This is a genomic window from Streptomyces sp. NBC_01775 (genome assembly GCF_035917675.1).
In the GTDB taxonomy this organism is placed as follows: domain Bacteria; phylum Actinomycetota; class Actinomycetes; order Streptomycetales; family Streptomycetaceae; genus Streptomyces.
Window position 1 is genome coordinate 21,114 of record NZ_CP109105.1, and the last position, 23,112, is coordinate 44,225.

Consider the following 23,112-nt stretch of genomic DNA (forward strand, 5'->3'; position numbering starts at 1 on the left):
ACCCCATGCAGGAGTATGTGCAGTTGGCCGGAGAGTTCGAGGACATCGGCGATCACCTGCTGGGCATGGGCACCGGTTGGGCCGAGGCCACGCTGAAGCTCGCGCTGCTCGTCGTGGTCGTCTACCAGATCTTCAAGAGGTTCAGCCTCAAGGCCGGGATCGGGGCCCTGCTGGGCCTGGTGATCTGCCTGTCGATCTACAACTCCCGCGAGGACCTGTCCGACGCCTTCAGCACAGAGCTGAACGGCGCGGACTCCCCCAGCACGGTCCAGGTCGAGACCCCCCGATCGGCAACAGCGCCGGGCTCCGTGGCTGAGCCCGTGGCGGGGAGGACGGCGTGACGGCCACGGCCGGGCGGGTGAGCCGCTCCTACACCAGGGCGCGCCACCTTCCGTGGGTGCTGGGCAAGATCGGGGACTGGACCATCTGGCTGGGCCCGTACAACGCGGCGCAGCTGCTGATCGCCTCCGTGGGTGCCTTCGTTCTGATCAAGACGTTCAGCCTCTGGTCGTGGATGGGGCCGGTGCCCGTGGTGGCCTGGGCGGGCGCGGTATGGGCCGCTCGGCGCACGCGGGTGGGCGGCCGGGTGCCCCTGTATGTGGCGCTGGGTCTGGTGAAGCTCGCGCTCCAGCCGCGCGCGGGCCGTATGGCCGGCCGGCCGGTACGGCCGGCGCGGGCGCGGGTGCTGCACGGCGGTTTCCACGTCATCGACACCCGCGCTCAAAACACCGGTGGACCTGCGCAGGAGGAGGCGGCCAACGTCGTCCCCGCTCCGCGCGCAGGGCCCCGGCCGGTCCGCGAGAGCAGGCGGGCTGCTGCCCCTTCGGCGCCCCGGCCCGCTGTGGAAGCGCCTGCCCCGACCGCTTTGCAGCGGCTGATGGCGCAGCGCGGCGCCGTCGCCTCCCCAACAACTCCCGAAGCCGTAGCGAACGAATGGAGGGCGTGATGCGGGTCGCGATCCGTCATCTGGTCGACCACCTGATGTGGTCCGCCGCTGGGCCGGTATGGGCGGTATGGCGCCTGGAGCCGCAAGGCGCCCGCTACATGGGGCGCCAGCAGCGGGACGAACTGCTCAACCGGCTCACCACCTTGGTGCGCTCGCTGCCGCGCACCGCACGCCTGTACAGCCTGTGCGCCCAGCTGGATGCGGGCGAGGTCGTCGGACGGATGTTGGAAGGCGTCGACTTGGAGGAGCGCCCTCATTGGGCGGACATCGCCAGCGCGCAGCTGGATCTGCTCGACGGCCTGGAGATGCACCAGCGCACCTGGTGGCTGACGGTTCCTTTGGACCAGCCGGGGCGCCGCGCGGACATCTCGGCCGCGCTGGGCGGGGTGTGGGCGGACATCTCGGCGCTGTTGGGCCTGCGTCCCGCTCCGGTGCCGGAAGAGGAGGTGGACTCCTTCCGTAGCCGGGCGGCGCAGATCGAGGCGGAGATCGCCTCCACGGTCCCGATGCGTCCGGCCCGCCCCGCCGAGATCATCTGGATGCACCAGCACGCCGTGCACCGCGGGCTGGAGGAGCCGCTGCTGGTGGAGGCGTCCGCGAGCGAGGCCGGGGGCGGCCGGGTGCTGGGCTCGGTGCTGCGCACCCCCAGCTACCAGGACCTGGGACAGGTCCGCGTCCTGGAGGGCGGCGGCCGGGACCAGGACGGCGACAAGCAGCAGCCGGCGCGCGGCAAGAAGCGGCGCAGGGCGACGCCGTCGCCGGTGCGGCGCACCTGGCTTCAGGTCGAGTCGGCGGCGGGCACCGGCTACCAGGCGCACCTTCCGCTGACCGAGATGCCGCGCGCGGTCGCAGCCGAGAATGCGGATCTGCTGGCCCGTCTGGAAGAGCTGCCCTTCCCCGTGGACTTCGTGTGCGACCTGAAGATGATCAGCACCGAGGAAGTCAAGGAGCAGGTCAAGCGGAAGAAGCGCGAGCTGGCCGACCAGGCGGACCAGTACGCGGCGCACACGGCGACCGGCTTGCCCGAGGAGATGCACGACGCGGCCGATGACTTGGGGGAACTGGACTCCCGGGCCTCTCAGTCGACCGTCGAGGTGGAGGTCCAGGCCGTCACGGTGCTGACGGTGTGGGGCCCGGATCCGCAGGTGTGCGACAAGCGGGCCGGGATGCTCAGCAAGCGCGTACGGGGCGCCAACTACCGCCTGGCCCGTCCCGCCGGGGAGCAGGAGGAACTGCTGGCCTTGTCTCTGCCCGGCACGCCCACCCCGCCCAAGACGACGCAGTACGTGCAAAACCAGCTCGGCGAGGACTGGGTATTGGGCGGCGCGCTGGTCGGAGGCGGCTTCGGAGACGCCCGCGGCCAGATGATCGGTGTCAGCCAGGATGCCGGGACGGTGCGGCCGGTGCTGCTGGACGTCGCGCTGAGCGTGCTGGAGAACTTCAGCGCCTCCCTCGGCGTCGCCGGCGACCTGGGGGCGGGCAAGTCCGTGCTCCTCAAGCTGATCACCGCCGGGCTGGTGGACCGCGGCAGCCGGGCGATCGTCATCGACCGCACCCCGGTGCGCGAGTGGGCGCACTTCGCCAGGACCGCGGCGCCGGGCCGCTCTCAGGTGGTCGACGCCGGCCAGGCGCGAATGTCGCTGGATCCGCTGCGGGTCTTCCCCCCGGCCACCGCCGCCCACTACGCCCTGTCGTATCTGACGCTTCAGCTGGGCATCGGGCCGCTGACCGCGCAGGGCGCCGTCCTCAAGAGCGCGATCAACATGGCGCAGGCATCGGCGGCGCCGTCGATGGCGGCCGTCATCGCCGCGCTGGAGGACATGGCCGACGAGGGCGCCACCCGTGGCCAAGAGGCCGCGATGCTCCGCGATCTGCTGACCATGGTCTCCGAAGAGCCGCTGGCCGCCGCGGTCTTCGACCCTGAGCTGCCGCCGATCTCGCTGAACGCGGACATGGGCGCCGACTGGGTCGTCATCACCACCGCAGGTCTCACGCTGCCGCCCCGCGAAGCGGTGTCCAACCCGGAGCTGATGCGCAGCCAGCCGACCGAGGCTCTGATCGGCCGGGCGGTGCTGTATCTGCTGGCGGCGCTCGCGCGGCAGGTGGCCTTCGAGGACCCCGAACGGTTCTGCCTGATCACTTTGGACGAGTGCTACTGGCTCACCTCCAGCGCCGAGGGCCTGGCGCTGGTGCACGAGGTGGTGCACGACGGGCGCAAGCACGGCGCCGGAATGGCCCTGGGCGGGCACAACGTGGAAGAGCTGGGCAGTGACGGGATCCGGGGCCTGCTGGCCCACCGCTTCCTTGCCCGCACCGCGGATGAGCGTCTTGCCGCGCGGGGGCTGGAGTTCCTCGGGCTGCCGGGGGACAACGAGACGCTGCTGCGGACGGTGACGAGCGACCTGTCGCCGGCCGGTGATGCCCGCCGGGCCGGGGAGATGCTGGTGCGCGATCCGCGGATGCGGGTGGGCCGCATGCAGGTGGTCGTACCGCCCGAGCCCCGTATCGAACGCGGCATCTTCACCACCCCCGGCGACCTCTCGGCCGGGCCCCGGCCCCGCACGGACAACAAAGAGCCGGTCACCGCCCAGCAGGCCCGCGGGCTGCTGGCCGACACCGAACAAGATCCCGAGCCCGCCGGGGAGTGGCGCTGATGAACAGGATGAACAGCTCGACGTTCACCGCTCCGTGGCGCAGGCCGGCTGCGGCCGTGTGCGTGGCCGTGGTCCTGGCCGCCGCGAGCCTTCTGGTGTGGCTCGCGGCTGCCGGTGACGGATCCTGGCTGCTGCCGCGCACCGGAAAGGCGTTCACCGCTGAGCACACCGGAGCCCAGCGCTCCCTGTCGGACGACGCCGGTGACCCGTGTGACCTGGTCGTGGGCCCCGCCCGCAGCCTGTGCCACAAGGACGACGATGCCGCCGGGACCGAAGCGAAGGACACTCCCGCGCCGGGCTCAGGCTCTGGCTCGGACGAGATGGGCGGCGAGAGCGCGCCCGGCCCGCCTGCGGAGGTGACCGTCCTCGGTCTGAGCGCGCTGGGACTGGGCGGCGTGTGGATGCTCGCGCAGAGGAGGCCGCGGTGAAGCGCGGCAGCCGGGCCACGCTGGTCGTGCTCGTCGGGGCGGTGGGCCTCCTGGCCGCCTCGGCCGCCCCGGCCTCGGCCGGCGAGCGGACGCTGGCTGCCGGGGACGACGGCGGCGGGCTGCTGGCCCCCTGGAATGTGAAGACACCCGAGGGGGAGCGCCTGGAGGACTACGAGCTGACCGGCGGCGGTGACGGGCTGGGCGACAGCGCCATGCGGTTTCTGCTCAGCGGCGTCTTCGCGCTGGCGCGGACGCTGGTGGGTGCGTGCTGCTGGCTGGTGGACTGGGCCTACCGCTTCCCCATCGTCGACAAGCTGGCATCGCCCGCCCAGCAGGTATCCGACGCGTACCGGGACCGCATAGTCGAGCCCCTCGGGCTCGTACCTCTTTTCCTGGCGTGGGCGTTCGTCTTCGGCCTGGTGCTGGCCATGCGGGGGCGCGTGGGGCAGGGCGCGGGCGAGATCCTGCTGACCTTGCTGATCTGTGCCATTTCCGCCTCCACGCTGGTGCGCCCCGACTACCTGCTCGGCTACGAAGGGCCCGTCCAGCAAGTCCAGCGGGCCGCTCTGGAAGGCGCCGTGATCACCTCGAAGGCCGACGGCGAGCCCAAGAAGGAGGACAAGAACGATCCGTGCGCACTGGTGGTGGGCGGCGCCCGCGAGATCTGCGAGAAGAGCCCGGAGACCGCGAAGCAGAGGCAGCAGACGGCCAGGGCGGCCGAGGAGGCCAAGGCCAAGAAGCGGGCACGCACATGCGAGGTGGTGGTCGGACCCGCGCGGCAGGCGTGCCTGAACGACAAGCGGCCCCCGGCCGCTGAGGATGTCTCCCGCCCCATCACCCGCACCCTGACCGACGTGCTCGTGGTGCAGCCGTACCAGCTCCTGCAATGGGGGCGCACCTTCGACAAGGGCAAGGACGGAGCGGACTACAAGGCGTACCGGGCGACCGTCGGCTACCAGAAGCCGCACAGCGACGACTGCGACATGGTCGCCGGCCCGCTCAAGGAGTACTGCAACTCCAGCGGCGGGAGCGTGGAAAGCGGCGCCCCGCAGCGCAAGATCATGAAGCAGCGGGGTGACGAGGGCAAGGTCGCCGCCCATTACAACGAGACCCTGAGCTGGAACCGGGTGTGGGGCGCGGTTCTGGTCCTGCTGGCCGCGGTCATCTTCGGCCTGCTCATCCTGGCCATGGTGGTCGCCCTGATCGCGGCGCAGTTCGCCGCTGTGGTGGCCGCGGCCATGGGTCTGCTCGCCCTGGCGTGGGCGGTCTTGCCCGGACCGAACCGGGGAGCGGCGTGGAAGTGGCTGGGTATCTTCGCCGCGGTCTCGGTGACCTTGTTCGGGATCGCTGTGTTCATCCCCTTCCTGGGGATCGCCTGCAAAGCGGTGCTGACCGGCGGCCAGGAGACGGTGGTCGTGGAGCGTCTCTTCCTCCTCGACGGGATCGCACTGGCCGGGCTGGTCGGCCACCGGTGGATGCTGAGTCAGGCATCGAGCATGGGCAGCCGGTTCGCCCTGCGGATGCGGTACGCCCGCATCGGCGGCAGCCACCTGATGGGAGAGCAGGCCGCGGCGACCGGGATGGCGCTCGCTTCCCTGGGCGTGGGCCATGGCGGCGGCGGGGCCTCGGTGTTGGGCGGCGGCATGAGCCTGGGCCGGGGTCTTTCGGGCCCGCTGGGCGACTTCCAGCAGCGGCGTGCCAAGTTGTCGGCGGGAGTCGCGGCGCTGGCCGACGGCGGAGGAGCTGTCGGACATCCGGGCGCCTTCCTGGGCCAGGCGCGCGCCGAAGCACGCCGCGCGCTGGCGCCCGTGAGCGTGCCCTTGCAAGCCGCCCGTCACGCGTGGATCGGGAAGCCCCCGCCCGAAGACGGCCTCGGTGGCGGAAGCCGGGGGCCGGGCGCGGGCGGCCCCGGTGGCCCGGCAGGTCGTGGAGGGCCCGGCCGTTTTGGCGGAGGCGGTGGTCCCGCAGGCCACGGTCCCGGCGCCGGGCCGCAGGGTGGCGGTGGGGTCCGCACGGTGATCGACGGAAGGACCGGGGAGATCCTCTCGGAGTCCGAGGAGCAGTCCGGCGGGCCGGCCGAGGAAGAGTACGAGCAGTGGAAGCCGGCCGGACAGCGGTTGCAGGAGCGGATGTCCCGGACACGGGGCGGCCGGGTCGTTCTGGGGGCGGGCAAGGTGGCCTGGCACTCGACGGTGGGGCTGCCGGCGGCAGTCGAGCGCAGCCGGGGCAAGGGCAGCGAGTACACGCGCCGGGTCAAGCGGCATGTCGAGCACTACTCCGGCGTCGCCGAGCACTGGCGAAGGGACAGCGGTGCCGGGGCGCGGCGGATGGCGGAGGGCGCCCGCCGGGTGACCGCGCCGGTCCGCGAGGCCGACCAGTGGCTGGCCAGCCCGGCGCCCCGCCCGCGGCCGGAGCGGCCGAACGTCTACCACTACCGGGACGGCGAGTTCGGCTACCAGGCCCCTGGCTCCCGGCGGCGGGTCGAAAGGGACGGTGACCACTCGTGAAGCGGCTACGCCGGTGGGGGTGCATGACGGTGCTGGGAGCGCTGGTGTTCGTGGTGCTTCCGCTGGGCGTCATGGCGGCGGCCTCCCGCCAGAACCCGGACGAGCTCGCGGGGCAGATCGCCGCGGTCTCGGGTGTGCCCGCGCCCATGCTGGCTGCCTACCAGCAAGCCGCCCTCCAGTTCCATGAGCAGCGGCCCAAGGTCAAAGGGCTGGACTGGGCCATTCTGGCCGGGATCGCGAAGGTGGAGTCCGGGCACGCCGGCGGTCGACGCATCGGCGGCGACGGCACCTTGGCCGAGCCGATCCTGGGGCCGCGCCTGGTGGGCGATGGCACCGGCGGCAACACCAGCCGCCACGCCGACACCGACGGTGGCCGCTTCGACGGCGACGCCAGTGTCGAACGGGCGGTCGGCCCTTTCCAGTTCATGCCGGGCACCTGGGCGCACTCGGGCAAGGACGGCAACGGTGACGGCCGTAAGGACCCCCAGAACATCCACGACGCCGCGCTGTCGGCCGCCTGGTACCTGGGGGGCGACAGCCGGGACCTGTCCAAGCCCGGCCAGCTGCACGCGGCGCTGATGTCCTACAACCATTCCGAGGCGTACGTGCAGGAAGTGACCGGCTGGATCCGCCGCTACAGGTCCCTGGCCGCGCGCGCCGGACCGGGGGCGACGGTCAGCGGCGGCGCGGGCAAGGTGATCAAGGCGGCCCGCAAGGAGATCGGCACCCCGTACTCGTGGGGCGGCGGAAGTACGCAAGGGCCCAGCCGGGGAGTGTGCTGCTCCCCCGGCGGCAAATCCGGCACGTCCATCACGGGCTACGACTGCTCGGGCCTGACCCAGTACGCGTACGCGAAGGCCGGGGTGCGGCTGCCCCGACTGGCCTCCGATCAGGCATCGGTGGGCAAGCGCATCCCCCGCTCGAAAGGGGTGGGCGCACTGCGCCCGGGCGACCTGGTCTTCTTCGCCTACAACCCGTCCCGGGACTCCACCATTAACCATGTCGGGATCTACCTGGGGGGCGGGGAGATGCTCAACGCCCCCCGCCCGGGAGCGAAAGTGCGCACCGAGCAGGTGCGGAGTGACGGCTTCGCCGGAGGTGCACGGGTCCTATGAACCGCACCGATCCTTCCCCTCCCGGGGCCGGGCGCAGCCGTGCCCAGGTGGCGAGGCTGCTGGCCGCCGCCCTCGCGCTGGGGCTCCTGGGCATCTTCCTGGTCACCCGGCCCTCCTCGCCCCCGCAGCGGGAGGGTGGCGCAGAGCACCGCGGCAGCGTCGCGGAACCGAAGCGTGAGAGCGGCGCGGCCCGTGCCACATCGAATCCTTCACCGCGCCCCACTGCTCGCTCCCGCATCACCGGCGGCTCCCCGTCCGACGCGCCCGAAGCGTCCGAAGCGTCGGCTCCGGCCGACGGCGGCGGCCCGGGTCCGCTGCCGGTTCCCGGTGAAGGCCCCAGGGGTGACGCGGCGATTCAGCGGGGGCTCGCCCGCTCCTGGCCGGCCGATCTTTCCCCGCGCGCCGAGAAGCGGGCCGTGCGCTCAGCCTGGCGCGAGTGGCACTCCGACGTCACCGGCCAAGGGGGTGCTCAGGTTCACCACCGCTTTTCCCAGGTGCGGATGCAGGCGGGGATCGCGCGGCGCGCGAGCGGCGGGCGGATCCAGGTGCAGCTGGTGTGGGCCGGAACCGACCCCGAGGGCCGGCGCAGGGAAGGCCGCACCGTGCGGCTGCTGGCGCAGCGCCACAACCTCGACCACTGGAAGGTGTCGCGTGAGTGACCTGCTGTTCTCCCTGATCGAGGTGTCCGCCTCGACGGCCGCCTGGATCTACCAGCACGCCCTGGCCCTCACCCTGGCAGCAGCGGTGCTCCTCGCCGGTGCGGAGACGGTCTTGGCCCGCCTGGCCCGCATCGCCATCCGTAAGCGCACCCGCTTCCGGCTGGTGCCCGCCCGGAATTTCGACCCCGAGCCCGAGGAGCTGTGGCGCTCTGCGATGCAGTGGAGCACCGCGGCATCCGCCGGCCCGTGGTGGGCGCCGCGCCGGGCCCGCACGCTGCGCACCTGCCTGCGAGCGGACGGCACCACCAAGCGGGCGCTGGACTTCTACGTGGAAGCACCGTCTGCGGCCCGGCACCTGCTGACCACCAGTGCGATGTCCGGGATCCAGGTGGAGCCCGCTCCCAAACAGGTGAGCAAGGAGCTGCCCCATGTGGTGCGTGCCGAATTCACGATAAGGGGCCCTCAGGTGGCGCGTCTTCGGGAGGTGCCGCTGGTGCCGGACCCGCTCCAGCCGCTCGTCGACGCGGTGGGGACGCTGCGCACCGAGCTGGGCGAGAGCGTCGAGCTGTGTGTGGATCTCCAGCCGGTCCCGCCCTGGCAGTTGCGGCTGCGCCGCGGGCAGCGGATCGCCGAAGCGCGCGCGTTCGCGCGGCGTCAGGCCGAGCGGGATTCGCGGCAGGCTGCTCTCGCGTCGCTGTCCGAGGACTCCTTCCGTGCCGAGTTCGCCGACTTCATGCACGGCGATGGCGGCCGGCCCCGTCGGCGTGTGGCCCTCCCCGCCAAGGCCCAGCCGGTCGACCGGGCGAAGACGTTGGGCAAGCTGGCGGAGGGTACCGGCCTGGTGCGCGTGCAGATCCTGGCGCGGTGCACGGCGGCCCACGCCGGGCGGGCCGAACAGCGGATGCGGCACATCGGGGCGGCGTTGCAGGTCTTCGCCGGAGACGTCCGGATCACCCAGCGAGGCCGCCAGGTCGGCCCCTGGCGGCTGGACGCGAACCACAGGTGGCTGCGCTCCGCCTTCGACAGCCGCTGGAGCAGCGGGCTGATGACTGCCTCGCGCTCCGCGTGGCTGCATGCGACGGAGATTGCCGGGCTGCTCAAGCCGCCGACGCGGCACTGCCGCATGCCGCTGCGTCAACGCGACCTGCCCGTCTACACCCTGGGTGTGCCGGGGCTGATGCCGCACGGCTGGTACCGGGGGCCCGACGGCCGCGAGCGGCTGATCGCCACCCGGCTGGAGGAGACCCTGGTCTCCGTGCGGTCGGGCAAGACCGCCTACGGCAAGACCACGCAGGCCCTCACGCAGATGGTGGCGCTCGCGCACGACGGGGCCGGCGCCGGGGGGTTGTTCGTGGACCCGCACGGGGACGCGATGCGGGATGTCGCCCCGTTCCTGGCGCATCCGCACATCGGCAAACGCCTGTGGTACCTGGATTTGACCGGGACCGGCACCAACCCGCGCATCGGATCCTGGAACACGCTGGGGGTCGAGCGAGGTCAGGATCCCGAGCAGGTCGCGCACGCGGTGGTGGACGCCTTCGCGGACGTGCTGGGCTGGGCGGATGCCACCCATCCCCGGGCGCTGACGCTGATGACGAAGGCCGCCGAGGCCCTGGTGCGCCTCAACACCACGCTCGTGCGGGAGGGCAAGGAGCAGGCGCAGGCCACGCTCTTCCAGGTGGAGCCGCTGCTGACCGACACGGCATGGCGGCAGAAGGTGCTGGCCGCCGCCGGCCTGGACAAGGAGGCGGTGCGCTGGTGGCGCACCATCTTTCCCACGATCCCGCCGGATGCCTACGCCACGGTGCTCAACCCGATCGAGCGCCTGGGCCGCCGCAGCACGGTCCGGGCGTTCCTGGGCCGGCCGACCTCCAGCTACCACCTGAGGGAGGCCATGGACGAGGGAAAGCTGGTATGGGTGTGCCCCTCGGCGAGCGGGCCCACCGACCGGCTCGTGCTCTCGCTCCTCTTCCACGACCTGTACCGCACCGGTCTCGCACGGCGAGACACCCCGAGCCAGGAGCGGCGGCCCTTCCACACCTTCATCGATGAACTGCTGGCCATCGACGGAGCCGTCGGGCTGCTGGCCTCGGTGAGCGAGCAGCTGCGCAAGTTCGGCATCCGGCTGCACGGTATGACGCAGCTGTTGCAGCGGCTGAACGGATCCACCCGGCAGTCGATGCTCCAGAACGCCTCGGTGATCTCGTCGACGGCTGCCTCCTTCGAGGCTGCCACTGTGGTCGCCCGGGAGTGGGACGGGGCCGTGGAGCCTTCGGACCTGGCGGCGCTGGATCGCTTCGAGCACTTCATCTCGCTCACCCACCAGGGCCTGCAGGTTGGCCCGCTGCGCATCCGCGGTCCGAGGCCGGAGGAGATTTTCGCCGATGCCGCCCGCCCCCAGGACGTGGGCCAGTTGCGGCAGGCGGCCGACGCGAATCTCAAGGCGGCGCCAGTGCGGGACGCTCTGGCCGCCGTCGGAGAGCACACCGCCGCCGTCGCGGACGCGGTGCGGGCCGGGCCCGCGCAGCCGCCCGGCGAGGACGGCAGCACGGTAGAGCCCGAACTGACCTGAAGCCCCATCAACCCACCGGAGGAACGATGCCCATCTCACCACCCGCGCCCGGAAGACAGTGCCTTGCAATCAGTAATCGCAATTGCCGCGATTTGGGAGGCAAGGGACCGATGTGCAGCAGGAATATGCCAGTTGGCGGCGCGAGAGGTGGTGACGTCCCCGGTGCGTTGCGTAGCGTGACTCCAGCAACACGGGGTTCGTACCGCAGACCGCATCACCACAACCGCCGCGGCTACCTGACTGGACCGCTGGCCAGCGCCGTGCTCCGCCGTCGCCGGCGGAGCGCTGCCCTTGGGGAGGCATCGTGACACTCAGTCACCCACCGTATGTGCGCCGGTCGTACCGTGCGCTGGGCGCCCTCGCGCTGTCGCTCGCGCTGGCGGGTGGCTCAGCGGCGTGCGCGAAGGAAAAGAAGTCCGACGACGCCGACGACGTTCCCTCGAAACCGGCGCCCCTCACGCCGGGCGAGAGCGCTGCCTCCGGTAAGAGCGCTGATCCCGACCAGGCGGCCAAGGAGGAGGCGTTGAAGACCTACGGCGACTTCTGGGACGCCCAGGTCCAAGCGTATGCGAAGGGGTCGATGAAGGGCGCGGGCGTGGAGAAGTACGCCTACAAGGACGCTCTGGTGTTCGTCGACAACGGCGTGCGCTCGATGAAGGAGTACGGGACCCGGAAGACGGGCAAGCCCACGCACCGGGCCAAGGTCTCCAAGCTGACGCCGGAGAAGCCCGGCAAGGCGGCGACGGCCACCATCGTCGACTGCATGGACAGCTCGTCGTGGAAGACCGTCAAGCACGACTCGGGCAAGGTGGTTCCGCTGCCCTCGGGCCAGCCGAGCCGCTTCACCGTCACCACCAAGGCCGAAGACTGGGGGAAGCGCGGATGGAGGATGCTGGAAGTCACCCCGTCCCGGAGAACATGCTGAGGCGGCGCCTGCTGGCAGGGTGCTGCGCGGCCCTGGCGCTGGCGGGCACGGTGCAGCCGGACGCTCAGGCGCGGACACCTACGGCCGGGAAGATGTGCCAGGGCCACGACGCGTTCAACGTGGCGGTGTGCGCCGACACCCCGAGGAAGCCCGCGAGCAGCGACCGGGGCCCTGCTGCGGGAAAGGCGGGCGGCGGCAAGGCAAAGGCGGGTAAGCCCGCCCCCTGCCAGGTGGAGAAGATCGAGCAGCCGCCGGCCAACAGCGGTGTGTGGGAAGGGCACGACCCGAAGAAGGGCAACTTCTACTGGCGCACCTGCGACAAGGACTCGGACGCCGAGACACAGGGCGGGATGTTCTTCGCCGAGGACCCGCCCGGCAAGGTCACCGTCGACCCGGCGCAACTGGCCCGGCAGGCCATGGATGAGATGACGCTGCTCGGGCCGGAGATCGTCAGCCCGAAGGCGGGCGGCACCTACACGGTCGGCGTGCCGCTGTGGCTGCGGGCCGGGGCGGGCGAGACCCGCTGGGGGCCCAACACGGCGTCCGCGTCGGCGGGCGATGTGACGGTGACGGCCACGGCGAAGGTGTCCAAGGTCGTGTGGAAGATGGGCGACGGGAAGAGCGTCACCTGCACCACGCGCGGCGCGGCCTACAAGCGCGGCTACGGGCTGGCCAAGTCGCCCGATTGCGGCCACACCTACGCCACCACCTCGGCCCGCGCGGCCAAGCAGCGCTTCACCATCACCGCCACCGCGACCTGGAACGTGGAGTGGGAGGTCACCGGCGGCGGGGAGAGCGGCGCGCTCGACGAGGTCCGTGACTCCCAGGTGACCGTCCCGGTGGGCGAGGGCCAGGTCGTCGGCAGCAACTGAATCGTCAAGGACGCACATGTGTGAGGGGACAGGACCTTGAGCAAGACCACGGCCAGGCCGCCGGAGCACGCCCCCGGCATCCCGGCCCAGACAGCCGGAACGACGTCCGGGGTGACCGTTCCGAAGGCGTACAAGGCGCGGCGGCGCAGCCCCTGGCTGGCAACGTTGTCCGTGGCGCTGATCGCAGGGTGCGGGCTGGGCTTCGCGCTCATGCTCAACTCGGCTGGGGACCGTCAGCAGGTGGTCACCGTCGCCCGGGAGGTCCAGGCCGGTGAGAAGCTCACCGCCGGGGATCTGAGCACCACGCAGGTGGCCGTCGACCAGGGCCTCAAGCCGGTGCCGGCCGACCAGCAGGACGCTCTCGTGGGCCAGCGTGCGGCGGTCGGGCTCAAGGCCGGCTCCCTGCTGTCCCGCTCGCAGGTATCGCGCACCACGCTGGTGGCCAAGGGCGAGCAGGTGGTGCCGGTCGGCCTCAAGCCAGCCCTGGTGCACGCCTCCGGGCTGGCCCCCGGCCAGCGGGTGGAGGTCGTGCGCGTCCAGAAGGAGGGGAGCGAGCCCGCCCCGTCCGCGTCCGGGAAGCAGCCCGAGACCGATCAGGAGAGCGTGCCGGCCCGGGTCATCAAGGTCGGTGACGCCGAGGAGGGCAGCGGTACCCGCGTGGTCGACGTCGCCGTCCTCAAGGACGACGGCCCCAAGGTGCTGGGATGGTCGGCGAGCGAGACCGCGGCGCTCGCCCTGGACACCCCGGACGGCTCGTAATGGCGGTAGTAGCGCTCGCCGGGTGCCCCGGCTCCCCCGGCACCACCACGACCATGCTGGCGCTCCAGGCGGCGTGGCCGCTGCCAACGGGCCGCACGCTGATCGCGGCCGAGTGCGACCCCGACGGCGGCACAGTCCTCAGCGGCGCCCTGCAAGGACGGCTGGGCACCGGGTACGGGCTGGGGAACCTGACCATTCCCGGCCGCCGCGGTGCGCAGGACCTGCATACGGCGTTCTGGAGCGAACTGGTCGCCCTGGAGGACGAGCAGAACACGCAGCCCCGTCCCGGACGGGCGGTACTGCCCGGCTTCGCGAACCCGCTGAGCGAGGCCCCCGGCTTCGCGCCGGTATGGGGGCTGCTGGCCGACCAGTTCGCCGGGATCGAGTCCCATCAGCACGACGTCCTGGTCGACCTGGGCCGCTCGGGAGCCTTCGGCCCCTCAGCTGTGCTGGCCCGCCGGGCCGATGCGGTCGTACTCATCGCCCGCACCACCCTCCCCTCCTTGCAGGCCGCCGCCGTACGGCTGGAGGGACTACGCGAACAGGTCCGGCACCTGGGGCTCGTCCTCATCGAGGAGGAACACCCCGCCACCCATGCGCTGGCCGAGCTACGCAAGCAGCGCGGTCTTCAAGTACCGCTGGTGGGGACCTTGCCCTACGCGCCCAAGCAGGCGCGGTTCTTCTCGCACGGCGCGGCGCCCGAGCGGCGCTTCGAGCGCAGCCGGCTGATGCTCGCTGCCCGCCTGCTGGCCGAGGCCCTCGTCCAGCAGATGGCCGAGCGCCGGATCCAGCACAGCCGCCGCCTTGAGCAGGTGACCGGAAGGGGGTCGGTCAACCATGCGGGGTAGGCCAGTTGACCCGAACGCACCGCTGCGCCGCCCGGCACAGCCCCCGGGCGGGCCGGTGGCGCCACCACCGGCTGTGCAGCCGCCCCCGCCGGCGGGCCCTGCCCTGGGCGCTTCCCGCGTGCCCGCCGCACGGCCGCAGGCGGACCTGCCCCAGACGCTGGTGCGCGAGGCCGACGCCCAGGAGATCAAGCAGCGCGTCAGCCAGCACCTCGCTCAGGCCCGGAAAGACCATCCGCACATGACGCGGGCCGACCGGGAACAGCGCTGCCTGGGATGGATCAACGACGAAGTCGCCACGTGGTACGGGCGGGTGGCCGCCCAGCGCGGGACGGCTCCCAGCGGCGAGGAGGAGACCGCGCTCGCCCGCTACGTCTTCGACCTCCTCTTCCGCGCAGGCCGCCTCCAGCCGCTGCTGGATGACCCCCGCTTCGAGAACATCCACATCAACCGGTACGACCAGGTATGGGGCGACCTGGGCAGCGGCGAACTCGTGCGGCTGCCCCCGGTGGCCGGGTCGGATGAGGAGCTGCGCGAGCTCCTCCAGGACCTGGCCCGCAACACCAGCCACGGCCAGCAGGAGAAGATCTTTTCCCCGGAGGCCAAACCGGAGCTGGCGCTGCGGCTGGATGACGGCTCCCGCGTCCAGGCGTTCACCGGAGTCACGCCGTGGACGTGCGCGAACATCCGCAAGCACCGCCACCGGGACGTGACGCTGGAGAACATGGTCAAGCTGGGCCTGCTCGACCGGTCCCTGCAACAGTTCCTGGTCGCGGCCATCCACGCCGAGAAGAACCTGATGATCTCGGGCAAGGCCGGGTCGGGAAAGACCACGCTGCTGCGGGCGCTGATGCGCGAGTACGACCCGGACGAGCGCATCGCCACGCTGGAGAGCGAGTTCGAGCTGTTCGCCCACGAGAACGAGCACGCACGCCAGGTCATCGCCCTGGAAGGGCGGGAGGCCACCGGGGAGAGCACCGCTGATGGCCGCGCCGCCGGCGAGTACACCCTCCAGGATCTGATCGCCCCCTCACTGCGGATGGGCACCCAGCGCACCGTGGTCGGTGAGGTACGCGGCGCCGAGATCATCGCGATGATGCAGGCCCTGACCAGCGGTGAGGGCGGCAGCCTCTCGACCATCCACGCGCGCAGCCCCTACGGGGTCTTCGACCGGATCGCCGAGCTGTACGCGCTGTCCAGGGAGAACCTGTCGGAGACGCTGGCCTACCGGCAGATCCGTAACGGACTGGACTTCATCGTCCACATCGAAATGATCAACGAGCGGCGCAGCGGCGGCGGACGGCACCGCTACATCTCCCACGTTCTGGAGATCACCGGCGGGGAGAGCGCCGACGGGAAACCGGCCACCAACACCCTCTTCGGCCCTGACCAGGAGGCCGGGGAGGTGCGGGCGGTTCCCCTCATGTCGCCGGCCTGCGAGCTGGACCTGCTGCGCGCGGGCATGCCGCCCGAAGCGCTGGACCGGCCGGCATGGGAAGCTCCGCTCCCCCTGCGCTGGGGTGGTGCCCGGTGATGTTGTGGGGATTGTTGTACGGGCTCGGTGCCGGCGCGGGACTGATCGGACTGGTCCACGCCGTGTACGGAACGAGCCGGCCGGCCCGGCCTGGGCTGCTGCGCCGGTGGCAGGCCGCCCGGCGCACGGGGGCGGCGAGCCAGAACGCGCGGGCGCGCACCCGCGTCCAGCTGGGCTTGGCCGCAGCCGTGTTCGTGGTGGTGTGGCTGGCCACCGGAGTGTTCGTGCTGGCTGTGGTGGGCGCCTGCGCGCTCGCGGGTATCCCGTGGCTGCTCGCGCCGATCAAGCAGGCGGCGGTGCGCATCGACCAGTTGGAGGCGCTGGCGGAATGGACGCAGCGCCTGAGCAACGCACTGCGCGTGGGCAAGGGCCTGCTCCAGGCGATGAAGGACTCCCGCACCGGGTGCCCGGAGCCGATCGCGGGGCCGGTGGCGGACCTGGGTGAGCGGCTGGAGCTGCGGGTGGCACCGGAGACGGCGCTGCGTGCCTTCGCCGACGACATCGACGATGTGACGGGAGACCGGGTGGCGGCGGCGCTGATTCTCGCGGTGACCTCCGCGGGCCGGGGCCGCGGGCTGGCTGATTCCCTGGAGTTGTACGCGGTGGCCGTACGCGCGGAAGTCGCCAGCCGCCAGAAGATCGAAGCGCAGCGGAAGAAGTCCCGCACCACGCTGAAAATTCTGATCTACATCCTGCTGGGAGTGGTGGGCCTCGGCCTGATGATCCCGTCCTACACCGCTCCCTACGCCTCGCTGATGGGCCAGTTGGTCTTGGCGGTCGTCGCGCTGCTGCTGGCCGCCACGCTGGTGTGGGTCCGTCAGCTGTCGATCCCCTCATCTGCCCCCCGTCTCCTGATCGCGGACCCGCGCAGCGCCGTGCAGTTGCCCCCGCGCGTGGCCGAGGACGAGCCGGTGGGCGCAGGCGCCGGGGAGGTGCGGGTATGAACACGAGCGCGCTCGTGCTGGGGTGCGGCATGGGGTTGGGCCTGGCCCTCCTCGTGCGGGCTCTCATGCCCGCCCGTCCGGGACTGGGGCAGGTTCTTCAGCCCCCGTCCTCCCGCTCGGCGCGGGGCGCCTCGGGCGGCTATGACCGGGATGAGGTGTGGGGCCAGTGGGTGATGCGGCGCTTGTCGGGCGTGCCGGGCCTCAAGCTCCCTGTGCGGGAGCTGGAACTGCTCGGGACGTCCCCGGCCAAGCTGATCCTCAAGAAAGCGGCGCTGGCCGGCATGGGGTTCATGTGGCCGTGGCTCTTCCTGCTTCCCCCGATGCTCGTCGGCCTGCCAGTGCCGTTCTTCGTGCCCGGTGTCTTCGGTCTGGGGACGGCCGCGCTGGCGTGGATCGTGCCGGACCTGGAGGTGCGGGCGAAGGCCAAGCGGGCCCGCCGCGAATTCGCCTACGCGATGGCCGCCTACCTGGATTTGATCGCTCTCCAGCGGGGGGCGGACAGCGGACCGACCGAGGCCCTGGCGCGGACGGCGAAGGTTGCCGACGGGTGGGCCTTCCGCCGGGTGGATGAGGCGCTGATGCGCGCCCAGGTGGAGAAGATCCCGCCGTGGCAGGCGCTGCGCGAACTGACCCGGGAGCTGGATCTTCCGGCGCTGGATGATGTCGCCGACATCATGCGGCAATCCAGCCACGACGGGGCTGCGGTCGCCGACACCCTGCGCAAGCGCGCAGCGAGCCTGAGCACCCAGTTGCTGGAGGAGCAGACGGCCGAGGCGAACTCGGACAGCGAAAAGATGACGGCCCCGATCTCGGTTGTGGCCGTCCTGTTGATGTTCTTGATGGGATTCCCGGCCGTCCTGCGGATTTTGACCATCGGCGGCTAGGCGCCGCCGGAAAGAGGAGAGGAGTTACACGTGATCAACCGATTCGCCGTCAGCGTGACCATGCTGGCATTGGCTTTCACGGACAAGTGGGAGGCGGCACGCGCGGAGATGCAGGACCGCGCGGACGCCGGCGAGATCGCCGTGTCCACGGTCATCATCTGGGCTGCGGCCATCGGCGGCGCGATCGCCATCGCGGCTACCATCACCGCCGTCATCATGAAGGCCAACGGCAAACTGGAATCGGTCTTCTGACCATGCCGGGGGGAAGGTGCAGCGCGTGCCGCCGACGCTCGCTCAAGGCCGCCTTGAGGTCGGACCGGGGCGACATTGCGGTGACCACGGCGATCGTGCTGCCTTTGATGCTGGTGCTCGCGTGGCTCGGTATCCAGGCGATCACCTGGCACTGGGCTGCGGAGGCCGCGCTGACGGCGGCCCGGGAGGGAGCGCAGCGCGGCTCGGAGTACCAGGGGTCAGCGGCCGGAGGGGCACGCGAGGCCCAGGACCTGGTCGGGCGGCTGGCAGGAGACAACCTTCGCGGTGCGACGGTCTCGACCGCTGGGAGTTCGGCCACGCGTGTGCGCATCGAGGTGTCCGGGCTGGCGCCCTCGTTGGTGCCGGGTATGGACGGCCTGCGGGTGACCCAGTCGGCTTCCGCACCGGTGGAGCGGTGGACCAAGCAGGGGGAGGCCGGCCAGTGACAGCGTGGGTGGGCAGCAGGATCGACGCCCTGCGCGGGCGGGGCGCCGAGCGGGGAAGCGCGGCCGTCGAGGCGGCGATCCTCACTCCGGCCCTGGTGATGCTGGTGTGCCTCGCTCTGGCCGCCGGCCTGATAGTCCGGGCGGGCAGCGAAGTGGACGCGGCAGCCAAATCAGCATCGCGGGCCGCGTCCATCTCCCGTGATGCCGGGACGGCGAAACAGGCGGCCTTCTCGGCCGCACGGGAGTCCCTGTCCGGGCAGATCGCCTGCTCCTCGACACAGGTCTCGGCCGACACCTCGGCGCTGAACGTCCCCGTCGGGCAGGTCTCCAAGGTCACCGTCACGGTGCGCTGCACCGTCGACTACAGCGACCTGCTGCTGCCCGCCCCCGGCTCCAAGACCCTGACAGGCACGTGGACCAGCACCGTCGACCGCTTCCGCCAGCGGGGGAACTCATGAGCAGGAGGATGCCGCCCGTGCGGGAACAGGGCTGGCTGGAGTGGGGGGATCGGGGCGGGATCCCGGTCTTCGTGGCAGTGATGACCGCCTCGCTGCTCGCCTTGATGGGTGTGCTGATCGTGGACGGAGGCAGCACGATGCGCGCGGCGGCCAACGCTGACGCCCTGGCCCGCGAGGCGGCCCGGGCAGGCGGTCAGGCCGTCGACGAGGGCGACGCCGTCGAAGGAAGAGGACTGCGGGTGAAGCCGCCGGCAGCCCGCACAGCCGCCCAGGAGTACCTGCGCTCGGCGGGAAAGAGCGGCTCGGTGACCGTCTCCGAGGACGGCAAGCACATCCACATCCTCGTCCGCGACACCTACCAGTTCCGCTTCCTTCCCGGGTCCCGGACCGTGACCGGCGAGGGCGACGCCACCCTCCTGCATGGGGTAACTGAGCCGGAGAACTAGTCTTCCGGCCACCGTCGTTGACGAGAGAGAGCTGCCTGTGAGCACGCGCCGCACCACCAAGGTCCCCACACCCTCGCGCGGGCGCTCCAGTCTGGCCGTGGTGCGGGCGCTGGCGAGTGTGCTGGTCCTGCTGGCCGCGCTGGTAGGACTGCCGGTGCTGCTGGGCTGGGCCACCCCGCAGGTGTGGGAGGCCAGCCGTTCGGATCTGACGCACCTGCTGGACCGTCAGGACACCGGCGGCGCACTGCTGATGGTCCTGCTGGCCATCGGGTGGATCGCCTGGGCCCATTTCGCCGTCTCCGTCCTGGTGGAGACCGCCGCCCAGGTACGTGGCCGGGCAGCGCACCGCCGCCAGCTGCTCGGCCCCAGCCAGCGGCTCGCCGCACTGCTGGTGGGCAGCGTGCTGGTACTGCTGCCCACCAGCAGCGCTCTGGCCACCCCCGCCCTCGCGACGCCGGCAGCAGCCTCCCCCCATACCGGCCATGCCGACTCCCCCGCCGCCGCGCACGCCCAGCAGGCCAAGGCCAGTGCGGCGGACAGCTCGCGGACCTACACGGTGCGCGAGATGCGGCCGGCCGAGACGCTCGGCAGCATCGCCGAGCGGGAGCTGGGGTCCTTCGACGCCTGGCACGAGATCGCGGACGCCAACGACGGCCGCACGATGACCGACGGGTCCACCTTCGACGCCCGTTTCCTGCGCCCGGGGTGGAAACTGCTCCTGCCCGAGGCGCCGCCCGGCGAGCACACCGGCGGGCAAGAAGGGATGCGGCCCGCCGCCGCCCACAGCCCCAAGCCCGTTGCCGAGACCGCTGATGGCACCTACACGGTGCGGACCGGCGACAACCTCTCGGACATCTCCGAGAAAACCTACGGCGACCCGGGCCGCTACCCGGACATCGCCCGCGCGAACCAGGAGAAGGTGCCCGACCCGGACCTGATCTACCCCGGACAGAAGCTGACCCTCCCCGACGCGACCGAGTCTGCACCGCCGGCCGGGAACGGCGGTGAACCAGAGCAGCCGAAGCAGCGGCCGGGCCACGAGGCCGAGAAGCCGTCCCCGGACCGTGACGGCCCGCAAGCCGATCAGCCCGACCCCGGCAAGAGCGCACCCGCCGACCGGGACACCAAGCCGGACAAGAGCGAGGACAAGGACGAGCCCAGCAAGGACGACCGGGGCAAGGACCGGCAGGAGGCAGGGCAGCCCGCCCCGCAGCACACCCCGGCCCCGCACGCCTCCGAGACGGCCAAGCCCAGCACCGAGCGGCCCGCTCCCGCCTCTCCCCCGCAAACCCCCAAGGCCGGCCCCTCCCAGGATGCGAGCAGCGCCGGTGAGGAGCACTCCGGTGCCGTGAGCGCGCCGCACATCCTGGGAGCCGGGGCGCTGTTGGCCGCCGGGCTGTGCGGGGCCCTGGGCGTCAAGCGGATCCTCCAGCAGCGGCGCCGCCGCCCGGGAGAGACCATCGCCATCAAGGAACCGGCCGCGGCCGAGCAGCGCATGACGGCAGCGGGCGAGCCGGGCAGCGTCGAGCGGCTGGATACCGCCCTGCGGGCCCTGGCCCACCACACCGCTGCCTCCGGCACGGCCCTGCCGCAGCTGCGGGCCGCGCGGGTGACCTCCCGCAGCGTCCAGATCCTCCTCGACGACCCCGAACCCGCCGCCCCGCCAGCGCCGTTCGTGCCCGTGTCCGACGGCTGGTGGGAAGCAGGCCCGGACACGGCGCTGCCACCCGGCGAGCAGCTCGCCATGGTTCCCGCCCCCTACCCCGGGCTCGTCACGGCGGGCTCCGGCGAGAGCGGCGAGCACCTTCTGCTGCATCTGCCGCACGTACGCACTCTGCTGCTCGACGGCACCCCCCAGCGGGTACGGGAGGTGACCCGGGCCATCGCGCTGGACGCGGCCACGTGCGCCTGGAGCGACCACGCGGAGATCCTCACCGTCGGGCTCGGTGACGAGTTGCCCACGCTGCTGCCCAAGGGACGGCTGCGGGCGGTGCCGGATGTGGCCGCCGCCACCCGGGACCTGGGAGAGGTCCTGGTCGAAGCCCACCAGCGCGCGGCCGAGGACGACCCGGACGGGCCCCTGCCGTGGCTTCTGGTCTGCGCCGCACAGGCCGACCCGGACCAGGCGTGGGCGCTCGCCGATGCGCTGGCCGCGGCCCGGTCGGCTCCGGTCGCTCTGGTGCTGCCCGCCGAGGGCCTGACATCGGTGTTCCCCGAAGCCGAGCGCCTGGATGCCGGGCAGGACGGACCACAGGCGTGCACGGTGATCGGCCAGCCGCTGCGCCTCAACCGCGTCACTGACCAGGACTACGCCCAGCTCGTGGACAGCCTGCGCACCACCGAGGAGCCCGCCCACCCTGCCGAGGCGGAGTGGCAGCACGTTCCCGGCGCCGAGCCGCCCGCCACCGCCCCGCCGCCGGCCCCGCCTGCCCCGCCGTCCGTGGCTGTCGTACGGGGAGAAGCAGAGACCACCGCAGGAGAGGAGGCCGCTCCCTTCCCGGCCCTGCTCGCTGCGGTGAAGGACCCGGCCCACCTCCCCAAGACCCCGGCCCCCCGCAGGGACACAGAGCCCGCCATGGCCCTCCTCCACGACGAGGAAGACAGCGGTGCCCAGTTGCCCGGACAGGCCCCGGACGCCGAGCCGGATGCGCCGGAAGAGGACCCGGACGCACCCGAGATCCGGGTTCTGGGTCCGGTCGAGGTCACCGGTGTCGCCGCCTCGGGGCACGGCTACAAGCTGGCCGCGCTGGCAGCCTTGATCTATCTGCGCCCGGGGCGCGGCGCCGAGGAACTGTGCGAGGCGATGGACCCCAACCGCGCCTGGTCCAAGGCCACTTTGCAATCCCGCGTCAGCGAGCTGCGTGCCCGGCTGGGGACCAGTGCCGACGGCGGGCCCTACCTGCCGCGCGACCGCCAGCGCCTCTACCGCCTCTCCCCGCAGGTACGGTGCGACTGGACACGTTTCCAGGCCCTGGCCCGGCGCGGCCTGGCCCAAGGACCCGAGCACGGGCTGCCCGATCTGGAAGCCGCACTCGCTCTCGTGCGCGGCAGGCCCCTGTCCGGGCCCTCGGGCGCCGACCTGTCCTGGGCCGCGCCCCTCATCCAGGAGATGCTCTCCCGCGTCACCGACGTCGCCCACACGATCGCCACCTGGCGGCGCACCGGCCCCCACCCCGATCTGGCCGCCGCCCGGCACGCCGTCATCACCGCGCTCGCCGTCGATGACACAGCAGATGTGCTCTACCAGGACTGGATGCGGATCGAGGAAGCGAGCGGGAACCGCGCCGGGGTGTACCAGGCAGTCGAACAACTCCAGGCGGTCTGCCGACGCCTGGATGTCGAGATGCTGCCCGAGACGGAAGCCGTCGTCGACGACATCCTCTCTTCCGCCAAGCGGACCTCGGCATGACGCATACCGTGCCGCCCGCCCTCACTGCCCGAGGATCTGCCTTCCACCGAAACCGCCGGGCACACAGTTCAACGGTGACTGGAGGTTCCGCGTGACGCTTGTGATCAGCCCCGAGGTCACCGAGTACGTCGGCCAGCAGCACGCGGCCCGACTCCGCACACGAACCACACTCTTCACCTGCACGGATTGCGAGACGCCCGGCGATGTCCGGCACGAGGACGCAGCCGTAGTGGTCCGGGCGAGCCCGGAGCTGACATCGGTCACGATCGCGCACCAGCGGTGCTCGGCCTCCGAGGTCCGAATGTACGAAGCGGGCAGTCTTCGCCCGTCGGTCACGGAGCTGATCCCGCGAGCGATCGGCATCCCCTCACCCCGCGGTATCCGGCCCGCGCTCTTGCTCGCATTCGAGGCGGAGGTCACGCTGCTGGGAAGCGACGGACAAGAGACGAACCCGGTC

Annotated in this window: 20 protein-coding genes; all 20 read left to right on the top strand. The window is 71.9% G+C overall.

The annotated features are described in order from the left end of the window. Positions 1–5: 5 nt before the first annotated feature. The 20 genes from OHB04_RS40340 (at position 6) to OHB04_RS40435 (ending at position 22,655) form a co-directional block, all read left to right on the top strand. The gene (locus OHB04_RS40340) at positions 6–341 is read left to right on the top strand and encodes a hypothetical protein (protein ID WP_326809633.1); all 336 of its coding nucleotides are present in this window, start codon (positions 6–8) and stop codon (positions 339–341) included. Next, positions 338–946 carry a hypothetical protein gene (locus OHB04_RS40345; RefSeq protein WP_326809634.1) on the top strand — a complete coding sequence of 203 codons (609 nt, stop codon included), beginning with the start codon at positions 338–340 and terminating at the stop codon, positions 944–946. Before OHB04_RS40340 ends, OHB04_RS40345 begins: the two co-directional genes overlap by 4 nt. Continuing rightward, entirely contained in the window at positions 946–3,600 is a 2,655-nt protein-coding gene (locus OHB04_RS40350; protein ID WP_326809635.1) for an ATP-binding protein, read from the top strand. The genes OHB04_RS40345 and OHB04_RS40350 overlap by 1 nt, the downstream gene beginning before the upstream one ends. Continuing rightward, complete coding sequence (locus tag OHB04_RS40355; protein WP_326809636.1) at positions 3,600–4,028, top strand: hypothetical protein; 429 nt, start codon at positions 3,600–3,602, stop codon at positions 4,026–4,028. Before OHB04_RS40350 ends, OHB04_RS40355 begins: the two co-directional genes overlap by 1 nt. Beyond that, positions 4,025–6,535, top strand: a complete 2,511-nt coding sequence (locus OHB04_RS40360; RefSeq protein WP_326809637.1) for a hypothetical protein — start codon at positions 4,025–4,027, stop codon at positions 6,533–6,535. Before OHB04_RS40355 ends, OHB04_RS40360 begins: the two co-directional genes overlap by 4 nt. 23 nt (positions 6,536–6,558) lie before the next feature. Continuing rightward, positions 6,559–7,650 (top strand): C40 family peptidase, encoded by a 1,092-nt coding sequence (locus tag OHB04_RS40365; RefSeq protein ID WP_326809638.1) that lies wholly within the window; start codon positions 6,559–6,561, stop codon positions 7,648–7,650. Beyond that, positions 7,647–8,309, top strand: a complete 663-nt coding sequence (locus tag OHB04_RS40370) for a hypothetical protein (RefSeq protein ID WP_326809639.1) — start codon at positions 7,647–7,649, stop codon at positions 8,307–8,309. The genes OHB04_RS40365 and OHB04_RS40370 overlap by 4 nt, the downstream gene beginning before the upstream one ends. After that, positions 8,302–10,881 (top strand): ATP/GTP-binding protein, encoded by a 2,580-nt coding sequence (locus OHB04_RS40375; RefSeq protein ID WP_326809640.1) that lies wholly within the window; start codon positions 8,302–8,304, stop codon positions 10,879–10,881. Before OHB04_RS40370 ends, OHB04_RS40375 begins: the two co-directional genes overlap by 8 nt. A gap of 304 nt (positions 10,882–11,185) precedes the next feature. Then, positions 11,186–11,806: a hypothetical protein gene (locus OHB04_RS40380; protein ID WP_326809641.1), complete on the top strand. Its 621-nt coding sequence runs from the start codon at positions 11,186–11,188 to the stop codon at positions 11,804–11,806. After that, a complete protein-coding gene (locus tag OHB04_RS40385) occupies positions 11,800–12,678 on the top strand; it encodes an ATP/GTP-binding protein (RefSeq protein ID WP_326809642.1) in 879 nt (292 codons plus the stop codon). The genes OHB04_RS40380 and OHB04_RS40385 overlap by 7 nt, the downstream gene beginning before the upstream one ends. 36 nt (positions 12,679–12,714) lie before the next feature. Continuing rightward, positions 12,715–13,437, top strand: coding sequence for an SAF domain-containing protein (locus OHB04_RS40390; RefSeq protein ID WP_326809643.1), 723 nt, complete (start codon positions 12,715–12,717; stop codon positions 13,435–13,437). Next, a complete protein-coding gene (locus OHB04_RS40395) occupies positions 13,437–14,285 on the top strand; it encodes a MinD/ParA family ATP-binding protein (RefSeq protein WP_326809644.1) in 849 nt (282 codons plus the stop codon). The genes OHB04_RS40390 and OHB04_RS40395 overlap by 1 nt, the downstream gene beginning before the upstream one ends. 118 nt (positions 14,286–14,403) lie before the next feature. Beyond that, entirely contained in the window at positions 14,404–15,816 is a 1,413-nt protein-coding gene (locus tag OHB04_RS40400; RefSeq protein ID WP_326809645.1) for a CpaF family protein, read from the top strand. Beyond that, on the top strand, positions 15,816–16,760 hold the full coding sequence (locus tag OHB04_RS40405; protein WP_326809646.1) for a type II secretion system F family protein: 945 nt from the start codon (positions 15,816–15,818) through the stop codon (positions 16,758–16,760). The genes OHB04_RS40400 and OHB04_RS40405 overlap by 1 nt, the downstream gene beginning before the upstream one ends. Then, the gene (locus tag OHB04_RS40410; RefSeq protein WP_326809647.1) at positions 16,757–17,644 is read left to right on the top strand and encodes a type II secretion system F family protein; all 888 of its coding nucleotides are present in this window, start codon (positions 16,757–16,759) and stop codon (positions 17,642–17,644) included. The genes OHB04_RS40405 and OHB04_RS40410 overlap by 4 nt, the downstream gene beginning before the upstream one ends. Before the next feature lie 30 nt (positions 17,645–17,674). Further along, a complete protein-coding gene (locus OHB04_RS40415; protein WP_326693345.1) occupies positions 17,675–17,896 on the top strand; it encodes a hypothetical protein in 222 nt (73 codons plus the stop codon). 80 nt (positions 17,897–17,976) lie between these two features. Further along, positions 17,977–18,342: a pilus assembly protein gene (locus tag OHB04_RS40420; protein ID WP_326809648.1), complete on the top strand. Its 366-nt coding sequence runs from the start codon at positions 17,977–17,979 to the stop codon at positions 18,340–18,342. Next, entirely contained in the window at positions 18,339–18,800 is a 462-nt protein-coding gene (locus OHB04_RS40425; RefSeq protein WP_326809649.1) for a TadE/TadG family type IV pilus assembly protein, read from the top strand. Before OHB04_RS40420 ends, OHB04_RS40425 begins: the two co-directional genes overlap by 4 nt. Continuing rightward, positions 18,797–19,246, top strand: coding sequence for a hypothetical protein (locus tag OHB04_RS40430; RefSeq protein ID WP_326809650.1), 450 nt, complete (start codon positions 18,797–18,799; stop codon positions 19,244–19,246). Before OHB04_RS40425 ends, OHB04_RS40430 begins: the two co-directional genes overlap by 4 nt. A 37-nt stretch (positions 19,247–19,283) precedes the next feature. Continuing rightward, positions 19,284–22,655, top strand: coding sequence for a LysM peptidoglycan-binding domain-containing protein (locus tag OHB04_RS40435; RefSeq protein ID WP_326809651.1), 3,372 nt, complete (start codon positions 19,284–19,286; stop codon positions 22,653–22,655). The last annotated feature ends 457 nt before the right edge of the window (positions 22,656–23,112 follow it).

Bases quoted from the DNA above. Each gene is read 5' to 3' on its own strand.
- OHB04_RS40410 (WP_326809647.1), top strand. From the start codon at position 16,757: ATGAACACGAGCGCGCTCGTGCTGGGGTGCGGCATGGGGTTGGGCCTG.
- OHB04_RS40385 (WP_326809642.1), top strand. From the start codon at position 11,800: ATGCTGAGGCGGCGCCTGCTGGCAGGGTGCTGCGCGGCCCTGGCGCTG.
- OHB04_RS40365 (WP_326809638.1), top strand. From the start codon at position 6,559: ATGACGGTGCTGGGAGCGCTGGTGTTCGTGGTGCTTCCGCTGGGCGTC.
- OHB04_RS40355 (WP_326809636.1), top strand. From the start codon at position 3,600: ATGAACAGGATGAACAGCTCGACGTTCACCGCTCCGTGGCGCAGGCCG.
- OHB04_RS40405 (WP_326809646.1), top strand. From the start codon at position 15,816: ATGTTGTGGGGATTGTTGTACGGGCTCGGTGCCGGCGCGGGACTGATC.
- OHB04_RS40340 (WP_326809633.1), top strand. From the start codon at position 6: ATGCAGGAGTATGTGCAGTTGGCCGGAGAGTTCGAGGACATCGGCGAT.
- OHB04_RS40395 (WP_326809644.1), top strand. From the start codon at position 13,437: ATGGCGGTAGTAGCGCTCGCCGGGTGCCCCGGCTCCCCCGGCACCACC.
- OHB04_RS40370 (WP_326809639.1), top strand. From the start codon at position 7,647: ATGAACCGCACCGATCCTTCCCCTCCCGGGGCCGGGCGCAGCCGTGCC.
- OHB04_RS40350 (WP_326809635.1), top strand. From the start codon at position 946: ATGCGGGTCGCGATCCGTCATCTGGTCGACCACCTGATGTGGTCCGCC.
- OHB04_RS40430 (WP_326809650.1), top strand. From the start codon at position 18,797: ATGAGCAGGAGGATGCCGCCCGTGCGGGAACAGGGCTGGCTGGAGTGG.